The sequence below is a fragment of the Syntrophobacterales bacterium genome, assembly GCA_031274925.1.
Taxonomy (GTDB): Bacteria; Desulfobacterota; Syntrophorhabdia; order Syntrophorhabdales; family Syntrophorhabdaceae; genus PNOM01.
The window spans coordinates 24,809-35,336 of sequence record JAISPL010000002.1; the positions used below are offsets into that span (position 1 = coordinate 24,809).

Annotated in this window: 9 protein-coding genes; 3 read left to right on the plus strand and 6 right to left on the minus strand. The window is 48.6% G+C overall.

From position 1 onward, the window contains the following. Positions 1-2 precede the first annotated feature (2 nt). Positions 3-467, plus strand: coding sequence for a C40 family peptidase (locus LBQ00_00240; GenBank protein ID MDR2017315.1), 465 nt, complete (start codon positions 3-5; stop codon positions 465-467). Between the two features lie 43 nt (positions 468-510). Here LBQ00_00240 and LBQ00_00245 read toward each other — a convergent pair whose 3' ends face one another. From LBQ00_00245 to LBQ00_00260, 4 genes are all read right to left on the minus strand, one after another. Further along, complete coding sequence (locus tag LBQ00_00245) at positions 511-993, minus strand: thioredoxin family protein (GenBank protein MDR2017316.1); 483 nt, start codon at positions 991-993, stop codon at positions 511-513. 470 nt (positions 994-1,463) lie between these two features. After that, positions 1,464-1,928 carry a hypothetical protein gene (locus LBQ00_00250; protein ID MDR2017317.1) on the minus strand — a complete coding sequence of 155 codons (465 nt, stop codon included), beginning with the start codon at positions 1,926-1,928 and terminating at the stop codon, positions 1,464-1,466. Next, on the minus strand, positions 1,925-2,374 hold the full coding sequence (locus LBQ00_00255; protein ID MDR2017318.1) for a BPSL0067 family protein: 450 nt from the start codon (positions 2,372-2,374) through the stop codon (positions 1,925-1,927). The genes LBQ00_00250 and LBQ00_00255 overlap by 4 nt, the downstream gene beginning before the upstream one ends. A 527-nt stretch (positions 2,375-2,901) precedes the next feature. Then, a complete protein-coding gene (locus tag LBQ00_00260; protein ID MDR2017319.1) occupies positions 2,902-3,546 on the minus strand; it encodes a hypothetical protein in 645 nt (214 codons plus the stop codon). Here LBQ00_00260 and LBQ00_00265 point away from each other — a divergent pair. Next, positions 3,527-3,832 carry a hypothetical protein gene (locus tag LBQ00_00265; protein ID MDR2017320.1) on the plus strand — a complete coding sequence of 102 codons (306 nt, stop codon included), beginning with the start codon at positions 3,527-3,529 and terminating at the stop codon, positions 3,830-3,832. The two genes, LBQ00_00260 and LBQ00_00265, sit on opposite strands and share 20 nt — an antisense overlap. 343 nt (positions 3,833-4,175) lie before the next feature. Here LBQ00_00265 and LBQ00_00270 read toward each other — a convergent pair whose 3' ends face one another. Beyond that, positions 4,176-5,672, minus strand: coding sequence for a hypothetical protein (locus LBQ00_00270; protein ID MDR2017321.1), 1,497 nt, complete (start codon positions 5,670-5,672; stop codon positions 4,176-4,178). A 413-nt stretch (positions 5,673-6,085) separates the two neighbouring features. Further along, entirely contained in the window at positions 6,086-7,261 is a 1,176-nt protein-coding gene (locus LBQ00_00275; protein ID MDR2017322.1) for an MFS transporter, read from the minus strand. Positions 7,262-7,717: 456 nt separating this feature from the next. Here LBQ00_00275 and LBQ00_00280 point away from each other — a divergent pair, with 456 nt between their 5' ends. Then, positions 7,718-9,856, plus strand: a complete 2,139-nt coding sequence (locus LBQ00_00280; protein ID MDR2017323.1) for a PAS domain S-box protein — start codon at positions 7,718-7,720, stop codon at positions 9,854-9,856. The last annotated feature ends 672 nt before the right edge of the window (positions 9,857-10,528 follow it).

Consider the following 10,528-nt stretch of genomic DNA (forward strand, 5'->3'; position numbering starts at 1 on the left):
ATATGAGAAAAAGAGTAATTCTGTCCACGCTCATCCTTCTTGTCGCCATTCTCATCTCCGCGTGCGGCACGCCCAGGAAGGTTAGGCTTTACAATGGCTCTCCCGATATAAGAAATGAGATCATCCAGACAGCGGTAAGTCTCCACGGCAGCCCGTACAGGAGCGGCTCAAAGGGTCCCGATTCTTTTGATTGCAGCGGGTTCGTCTACTATGTGTACAAAAAATCGGGTATCACCCTGCCCGTATCGACGGATCGTCTCATCGTGGAGGGAAGAGAGGTGTCAAGAGACTGGGTCCAGCCGGGCGACCTTGTCTTTTTTAAGATCAACCGGGAACTCCACGTGGGCATCATGGTGAACAGAAAGGAGTTCATTCACGCCTCAAAATCGAGGGGGATCGCCGTGGACGATTTGGACGCTAATTACTGGAAGAGAAATTTCCATAGTTTTCGGACCGTTTTCGGCTGAAGCGCGTAATGGCCTTTCGGCAAGGCCTTTCCAGGCTTCATGATCAGTTAAACTTTACACCCGCCTTTTTCAGATAATCTCTCAAGGCCGTGGTCTTGTAATGTTTTTCCTTTGCGTATTCGAGAAGGATTCCAAACTCCTTCTTATCGACATATCCAGGGACCCTTATGATGACCTTTCCGGACGGCTCCATAAAGCAGGTGCTGGGATAGCCCCTTATGCCGTATTTCGTCGCAAGGTCAGGTCTCGCTTCAACATCTATCCTGAGCGACACGACCTTAAACTTCATGATGTTTGCAATCTCCCTGTCGGCCAATACATCCCTTTCCATGGCTACGCAATAGGGACAATATTTGCTGTAAAAATATAGGACGAGCGCTTTGTCCTCCGCCTTTGCCCTTTTGAGCGCGGCAGCGTAATCCTCCGCAAACAGTTCCGCGGGGCTTAAACACAAAGCTGCGGCGATGAAGCAAATGAGTCCGCCCATCCCAAGAATACCGTGTCTGAAAGAAAAATCGTTTTTCATCAAAGATAATGATACCATACTCCGAGCGTAAAAATCATCACCCCCTTTTTGAAGCGCCTTGGCCAAGTATGTTAAATGTCTTGCTATAATACGCGATATTAAGACCGATACCAGCCTCGTCCGCCAGAAGAACATCTTCAGGCCTCGCCCAGGAGACAGTGTGCGGTGCGGGGTATCCCGGGGTTTACGACTACTATTAGGCAAGCGCCCCAAGGGGCGGGGAATTAGACCCGCAGAGATTAAAGAAGGAGTGATATTCTTATGTCAGCGTAAGATGCATCGACATGACATAGCCGACGGAACATGTCCGCTGCTGGAACCACATATACTGGACAAAAAGGCAATGGGCGGGATTGCGGATGATAACAGAAGATTCATAAATACAGTCATTGATATGTACTTCCGCTTACTGCTTAAGCGGAAGTGTTTTGGGATTTATATATTTAACTTACAAAGCGCCTTTAAGAGCATCACTCCTTCGCTCTTGGCGTGTCAAAACACTTGATCGTTATCCCGTCAGGAACCGTAACATCGCTTATGTATTTAACCTCACAACGTACAGCGTTTTCAGGGAGTTTTTGCACCAGAACAACTCTGGAATCGGAATATCCGCATACAGCCCAATAATTCGGCTCATTAACATGATCGTAATAGACGGTTCTCTCTCCATTATGCAGTTTTTCTTCCGTCGGAACCTCAAACCCTGTTTGTTTAACCGGATATTCTCCTGCGGAGATAACAATATATTTAGCCGGCAGGGGTTCTTCGCTGTCGACAGCTTTCCATCCATCCTCTGCGGAAGACGAGATGTTTTGCTTGACGGTCAACCGGGACGGGCATTGTTTGACGGACAATTCAGCGGCTGTCGCACGGACTATCACAAGGTGCAGCCCTATAAACACCAGCGCCGCACAAGTCAGAGTCTTTGCGTTCACAGGATCACTGAGAAGGCTTCACCGTTGTTACTGGGGTTAACATAGCTTCCGTCTGCATTTTTCCCGCGATTGAAGAGTTTGCGCTCTATGATGCGAACACTGTTCTTGAACTGTTCAACGATGATGATGCGTATCCCGGGAGTACCTTGCTCGGGATTTGGATCATCAAAAGACCCAACAAAAAACGCAGCATGACCATGCCCGCTTACAAAACGCCCATTTACAAATGTGGCAATGGCCGTACCTTCCATGATCGTCCCGCCATTTTTAAGAGTTTCTATAACGTTCGGACCTTTAGTCCACGTACTTGTGCTACGGTTTTTCAGCTCCGGAATGTAACGCTTCACCAGGGAAACGCATTCCCCCAGGTAATTTCCTGCTATGTCCGCCACATGGGGTTTGCCAATCTGTGACGTTGGATTAGGATAAACATAAGGGCCAGCCATCATTTACCTCCTTAAGTTATCAAGCAGTCAATGCCTTGAAAATTTCTTATCTGTATTATTGTATGCAGAGGCGCATCAATCTTGTCAAGCGGTATGTACCTTGCAGTCCCCAAATTCCCTTTAATACAGCCTGTCGCTCACGATCCGTAAGCCCATACGCCCATACCTGCGAAGGTGGATCTGTTCGCTGCCAAAGAGTCCGCGCCTCAAGACTCAACATATGCCTTCAGGACGAACGAACTGCCTGGGCGGAGTGATTGAGCGGCGTGGTTGTAACCAGCTATGCCGCGATAGCTTCTGAATTCATCGGTATAGACGGATGTGCCTTGCGCTATGTTGTGCTGATGAGTTTTTCCGACATCTCGTCCGGATATAGCTTGAAAAATTCATAAATGGAAATTGTAACCTTACGCACGGTAGAATAATCTTTGTTAATATTATTATATCACATGGTTATGTTCTGTAAGTTAGCTCTATAATCATCATTTTTTGTTGATACCCTCTTCGGATAAAATTTTTGGGTCGTCCTAACGCGCATAAGACCATACCCGTACGTCGCGGCCGCCAATCGTTGCGACGTTGCCGGCGCTGTCATACTGTACGTTTTTGGCATCGATTGTTGTAATATTGCCGGCACTGTCATACTGCATTTTGTGACCGCCAATCGTTGCGACGTTGCCGGCGCCGTCATATTGCACTTTTTTGCCGCCAATTTTTGTAATCCTGCCATCCTTGTCATACTGTATGTCGTCAACGTTTGTAATCCTGCCATACCTGTCATACTTTACGTCATCAACGTATGCAATCATGCCATACCCGTCATGCGGCATTATGGCGCCGTCATCTGATATAATTTTACCGCGCATACCATTCTGTACTGTTTTGCCGCCAATTTTTGCAATGTTGCCATACCTGCCATACCTTACGCCGGTAATTTTTGCAATCCCGACATACTTATTAAGTTCTGTTTTTTTCAGGTCGTCTTCATTGACTCCTGCAATTATGCCGGAGCTGTCATCATATTGTACGGTTCGGCCGCCAATGTATATGATTTTGCCGGAAACAGTATCATAGTGCACCCTTTCGTGGCCGATGTATTTGAGTCTGTCATAATTGTCATATTCTATTCTTTCATTGCCAATATATTCAATTTTGCCGGAACCGTCATACACTACCTTCTCATCGCCAATGTATGCAATGTTGCCATACTTGTCATATTCCACTCTCTCATCGCCAACGTATGTAATTTTACCGGAACTGTTATGCTGTACGGTTCGGCCGCCAATGTATGCGACGTTGCCGGAGCTGTCATACACTGCCTTCTCGTCGCCAATGTCCGCCATTTTACCATACTTGTCATATTCCACTTTTTCGTCGCCAATATATTCAATTTTGCCGGAACCGTCATACTCCACTTTTTCGTCGCCAATGTATGCGACGTTACCGGCGCTGTCATAGTGTATCGTCAGTTCCTGATGGTCGTAATTTGTTGTAATTGCGCCAGACCCGGGCGGCATATCCTGGTTGCCGCTGTTTGCGGTTTTGCCGGAAGTATCGCGCTTAATGCCCCCTATGCCGGCCAGAGCATCATCATTACCGCCGGCAGCAAAAACAGGCGTTATGAACATAGGCGCCATTAAAATAAAAATTAAAAAAATCTTTTTCATAAGAGAATCTTCAAACCTCACTAATATCGTTGATCATGAGCATGGCTTTCATTCCACCACTCCGCAATAACAATATCTTGCGCCCGCTTAAAGCCGGAGCCTCACGGCCGCCGCCGCTCCACACCTGTAAGGCATCAGGGGCTGTCGCCTCTATCCTTTAACTTACGATCACACTGGGGGTATGGGCAGGTACCCACTGCAAGGTTGGCATAACGATCATTAAGAAATACCTGTACGTTGTGGCCGCCAATTTTTGTAACGTTGCCATACTTATCATAGTATACTTTTTCGCCGTCCATTTTCGCAATTTTGCCGGAGCCATCGTGCTGCACTTCGCCGTAAAACGTGTTAATTGTTGTAATTATGTTAAAGCTTGCAGGCTGTGCATTTTTGCCGTCGCTTTTTATAACCCTGCCAGAATTATCATACTGTGCGAGCGGGGCGGTAACTATTAAAACTTTACCGGAACGCTCATCATACCGTACCCGTACGTCAAGACCGCCAATCGTTGTAACGGCGCCATACATGTCATACTGTACTTCCCGGCCGTCAATTGTCGTAATTGCGCCATAACGATCATACTCTATTTTTTCGCCGTCAATTGTCGTAATTGCGGCAATGCTGCCATACATGTCGTAGTGTACTTTGTCGCCGCTGATCAGTGTAATGGCTGCAATGTCGCCATAACGATCATACTCTATTTTTTCGCCGTCAATTGTCGTAATTGCGGTAATTCTGCCGGAACTGTCATGTTGTATTTTGTGGCCGTCAATTGTTGCGCTTGTTGTAGCGTTGCCATACTTATCATACTGTACTTTTTGAGCGCCAATTTTTGTGACCCTGCCATATTTATCATATTGTACTTTCTGATCGCCAATTTTTGTAATTTTGTCGGGACCATCATACTGTACTTTCTGGTCGCCAATTTTTGAAATGTTGCCAAGACCATCATACTGTACGCTTTTTATAATGACACTATAATGACTATGGCTCAAAAGCCTTGCAAACCACTTTACATCTTCGTTGTTGCGCCGTATACGTTGCGCTTTCCTGTCATATTTTGCAGCGTGTCTGTAGCTGCCGCTCCGTACGTATTTATCGTCACTGCTTGTGGCGCTGCTGTAACTTGAAGACCACGTGTCGTTATCGTCACTACTTGTACTACTACTTGCACTACTACTGCTACTGCTGCTACTGCTGCTACTACTGCTACTTGAACTGTCGCTCTTTGTGTCTTTGTCATCACTTTTTTTATCGTTACCCCGATAGTCATTTCGTACGTCTTTGTCGCCAATTTTTGTGACTTTGCCAAACCCGTCGCGCTGTATGTCCTGATCCCCAATTTTTGTGACTTTGCCAAACCCGTCGCGCTGTACGTTCTGATCGCCAATGCTTGTGACTTTGCCAAACCCGTCGCGCTGTACGTTCTGATCGCCAATGCTTGAAATGTTGCCTTTATAGTCCAGTTGTACATTCTTGTCGCCAATTCTTGAAATGTTGCCTTTATAGTCCCGTTGTACGTCTTTGTCGCCAATTCTTGAAATACTGGCCAGATCCTCATCATCACCGGCAAAAACAGGCGTTATAAACATAAGGGCCATTAAAATAAAAATTAAAAAAATCTTTTTCATAAGAGAATCTTCAAGCCTCCTTATCGTTCATCATACGCATGGCTTTTATTCCTGAATTATTATAGCATATACGCTATTTTCCAACAAAAAGCTTCAAAGGCATAAGGACCGGACAACCGCAAGAAGACAGGCGCGGAATTTTAGAAGGTTAAGCCCCCAATCCCCCATTGCCGCAATCCTTGAGCGATACTTTGCGCCGGCCTCACGCGCCGCTTGGCCTCACGCGCCCCTACTCCGCGCCCTTGGGAGGGCTTAAGAGGGTTTGACCGTCCGCGGCATTGGTGAAAATCTCCATCTATAAGTATTATTCGGGTCTCTGTGGCAATTGGATACAAGATTTGGACGCCCGCGCGGGGCGGCCGGGCGGACCGCTTGCGACATCGGTGGAGGCTGCCCCGCCGCTTCGCCTCTGGTTACTTCAATCCTTTAAGCGGTATAATAAGGACGCTTGATAATGCCGTCATCACGCCGAGCGCCAGGATTCCCACCCTGAAACTCATAAAGTCTCCCGACAATCCGAGAAGATAGGGTATAATCCCAATCCCGAAGACAGAACCGAAGGTTATTACGAATCCCATGGCCTGCCCTCGTTCTTCCTTGTTGAACATTCTCGAAACAGTGACGAGGGAGACCGGGAAAAACCCTGTGACGATGGTGGCTTGAAGAAATAGGAGTATCTTGATCCAGCGTACGTCACATACGGCGAGAAGGACGGTCAGGGCGCCGGTTGCCAAAAGAAGGGTAAAAGTGGTCTTCCGGAGGCTCACCCGATCGGCGAAGAATCCCGCGACAATGGAGGATACCACCCCGCCTAATCGGGAAAGACCGAAGGTGGCGTTGACCTCGCCCATGGAAATCCCAAGCTCCTTCGTGAGATAGAGAGGGATAATAAAATAGAGGCCAAGATTGGCGCCTGCCGCAAAGATCCATATAATGCCGTTTAGCCACAGGGCTTTTCTCTTGAAGAGCGTGACTTGGAAATATTGCTTTTTTTTATCTGCCTGTTCCGCCTGAGACCCTTCGACCTTGAGCGCAAAGATCACGGCGCACACGAAATAGACAATGGCAAGAAGGGCAAACATGATTCTCCATGACGAGACAAAAGACATGAAGAAAAGGACCACAAATGGCGATCCGAAAATGCTCATGGAGGCCGCCGAATCGTGAATGGCGATGACCCGTCCCCATATGGGTTCTGAATAGTATTCCGTAATGATATATATCATGTTGGGAAGATACATGCCTGTTGCCATGCCCAGAAGAAATCCGAGGAAATAGAGGGCGGTGAAGCTTTTGACAAGAAGCATGGACAGATAGATACATGTGGTGGCCATAAGGGATATGACTATGACTTTCTTTGGACCGAACAGACTGGAGTAGACGCCCGAAAAGAAAAGACTTGAGGCGTATCCCACGGAGATTAGGGCGGCGATACTGCTTGCCCTCCCGTGAGTTACATGAAACTCGTCTTCCAGCAGGGGAAGAACAGGCGCGAAGATGGCCCGTCCCGTAAAATTCAGAAACCACAGGAGCCAGATAAAAGAAAGAAAAAGAAGGGCTTTTCCCGTAAGTGACTCGAAACGATGCACGGCACTAATATTAACCCGTAAGGATTGTCAATTGCAATGCCTTAATTTCGGACGCGGTCATCCGCCTTATGACTATATGACTATGACCCGTGCCATTTACGAGACGCCTCCTTCCGCGAGAATCTTTACTTTGATTGGGTCCGAGGACGCGAGACATGTACACATCCGCGAGACTCCTCGAAAGACATATCGCGACATACCGCCCGTGAAAGACCCATCGCCCATCGTCTCGGGTCACCCGCCGTCTCGCGCCCGCCTCGCCCCGTGGTCCGCACCTGCGCCATGCGCAATCCTTGAGCGCTTCCTTAAGAATAATTAAATTAGACAGTCAGAGTGCGCTTATGATAGGCTATTCCAAGTAAACCAGTGTCCTTGGAGAGGGTATGCTAAAGGCGGCGCCGGCGCTTTAAACCGGACGCACCGCCATTTGCGGCTTATACATGGTGGGAGGTGGCTATGCGTATACCAGGACTATGGCCTGAGAAGTTCAGCTCCCGCCTTTTTCTAATGACCTTTGTGGCGGGACTCATTCCGATCCTTATTTTTGCCATCCTGATTCAGAAGTACTACAGGGAGTTCCATCCCGAGATCCGGCAGACCATAAAGCGGGCCTACGATGAACAATGGTCCCACAGTGAGGTTCTTCTCAGGGAGAGCGTAGGGACCCTGGTGGAGCAGAAGGCGCGGGATGTTTCGTTACAGATTACTTTGATCCTTGGGAGTCATCCTTATATGACCCTCAAGGACCTCCAAAACGATAAAGAGTTCCGCAAGATTGCAGTCCAGTCTTTCGGGCGGACAGGATATACGTCCCTCCATGAGACCCATACGGGCATAATCCGTTTTCACAAAGAGAAGAGGCTTGAGAACATGCGGACCGGTATTCTTAAGCGTAATTTTCCTGCCCTTTGGGCCATCATACGGGAGAGCCGCAAGGGAGGAAAGCCTGCAAGCGGATATTACGGGTGGAGAAAGTCCGGCGAAGAGACCAGGCAGAAGTATATATATGTCGTTCCCGTCAGACAGCCAACAGGCGACGGTGTGCATCTAAGCGTCGGCGTGAGCGGTTCTATGGAGGAATTCAGCGACCCTATAAGAGACGCGGAGGCGGTACACCGCAAGACCGTCGAACACTTGGGCGCGGCCAGCGACAGAATTTTCCAGTCCTTCAAATGGTTTGGCATTGTTTCCATGGGATTTGGCATTGTAATTGTCTCTCTTATCGCCTTTGGGGTCGGCCTCTATTTCTCCAGAGCAATCACAAGACTCAGGGTGGCGACCCAGAAAGTTGTTGAAGGTGATTTTTCCGTATCGGTAAAACCATCCATGTCGGGCGAGGTAAGAACCTTAGCCCAGGATTTCAACCGCATGGTGCGCCAATTGGCCGATACCACCGTATCCAAAGAGCTTCTTGAGAAAAGCGAGCGGCGGCTCGTGAAAAGCAACCATGATCTCCAGCACGAAATCATCGTCCGTACCGCCGCCGAGAAAACCCTTTCGACGGAAAAAGAACGTCTTGCCGTGACCCTTCGCTCCATCAGGGACGGCGTTATCACCACGGACCGGCAAGGTAGCGTCGTCCTTATCAACAGGGCGGCGGAGGCGCTTACAGGGTGGTCGCAGGCGGAGGCAGGTGGTCGTGGTCTTGCCGAAATCTTCCGCAGTATAGATGAAGGAACGAAGATGCCTGCGGCAAATCCGGTTGATGCGACCATTGCAGGCGATGCGGAGGGCCTTGAGCGGACTCAGATTCTCGTCGGCAGGGATGGATCCGAGAGCGTGATCGCTTTAAGCGGCGCGCCGATTAAGGATAACGATGGCGCCATTCTCGGGGTCGTGATCGTGTTTCGCGACATTACGTGGCAGCGGAAAATGGAAGAACAGATGCAGCGGCTCAGGAAGTTTGAATCGGTGAGCACTCTGGCTAGAGGCGTCGCCCATGATTTCAATAATCTCCTATCTGTCATCTTAGGCAATATCTCCCTGGCCAAGATGCTTATTGATCCGGAAAATAAGATTCACCGGAGATTGACGGATGCGGAAGACGCCACGATGAAGGGCAGGGATTTGATATACAGGCTCCTCGCCTATTCCAGAGAAGGCGGCTATAAAAGGACGGCGGTTTCATTGAAACCGGTCATTCAGGAGTGGACAGACCGGGCGATGAACGGATCAGGTAAGAAATGCGCCATCCTTATTGCCGAAGATTTGTATCAGGCTGAAGTCAATAAAGAGCAGATAGGGGAAGTAATTCAGACCATCGTGATGAACGCCCGCGAAGCGACGCCCGAGGACGGCGTCATTACGGTAAGGGCGGAGAATATTAAGCTTGAAGCGTATGACACGGTCCCTCTTCCAGATGGAAACTATGTCAAAATATCGATAGAGGACCAGGGCGACGGCATATCGGACGAAGATCTCCCGAGGATCTTTGATCCCTATTTTACCACCAAAGAAATGGGAAACACAAAAGGCACAGGGCTGGGGCTTGCAATAAGCCACTCCATTGTCACCAGTCACAATGGGCTTTTCACCGTAGATTCAAGTAAGGGCGCGGGAACCGTATTTCACATCTATCTTCCGGCCTGCGTCTAGAAAGAACGTATCTTTATCTATATGAGGCAAAACTGAAAAGAAAAGCGCCAGTAGTACAATGAATATCTGCGGGAGCATACCTCCCGTTATGCGAAGAACACGGCTTTATTTCTTTCTGCCGCGCAAACCCGCTTATCCTGAACCGCGGACTTTTCTATTGAGGAAAACTTTTAACTCGCACACGACAGATCCCCCCCCACAGCTGATCATAATTTAAGGCCATGTAAGGTCATGGCCCAAAAGGTACCGGGGACTCACCCGCGCACGTCTCCATTACCGTGGGATAGCTCTCATTCCCTGGCCTTGGGGCAGTGGAATGGATAGTAAATGATGGTGTACTGATATTCAGGTAAACCATGACGCTTGGGGCAACGGAATGGACAGTAAATGAAAGGCGCGCTGATATTTTAGGCAGAATACCATACCTTAACAATTGGGTAAGCGAATGAAAGGTACTACTATCAGATAAATTAAGCCCGTCAGGGCTTATGTTATCCCTGACGGGCTTATGGTTTTTACTTAAGTTATCGGTTCGAAGTTACGCTTGCGCTCTCGCTGTCAGCGCGACATCTTTATGGCCGCCTGATTGTTTACTCACCCATCATATTGAGGAAGGGGGGTACTGTTTAGTGATCCCTTCCGCCTGCTTGGGTGATACTCATGCAAGCTTAT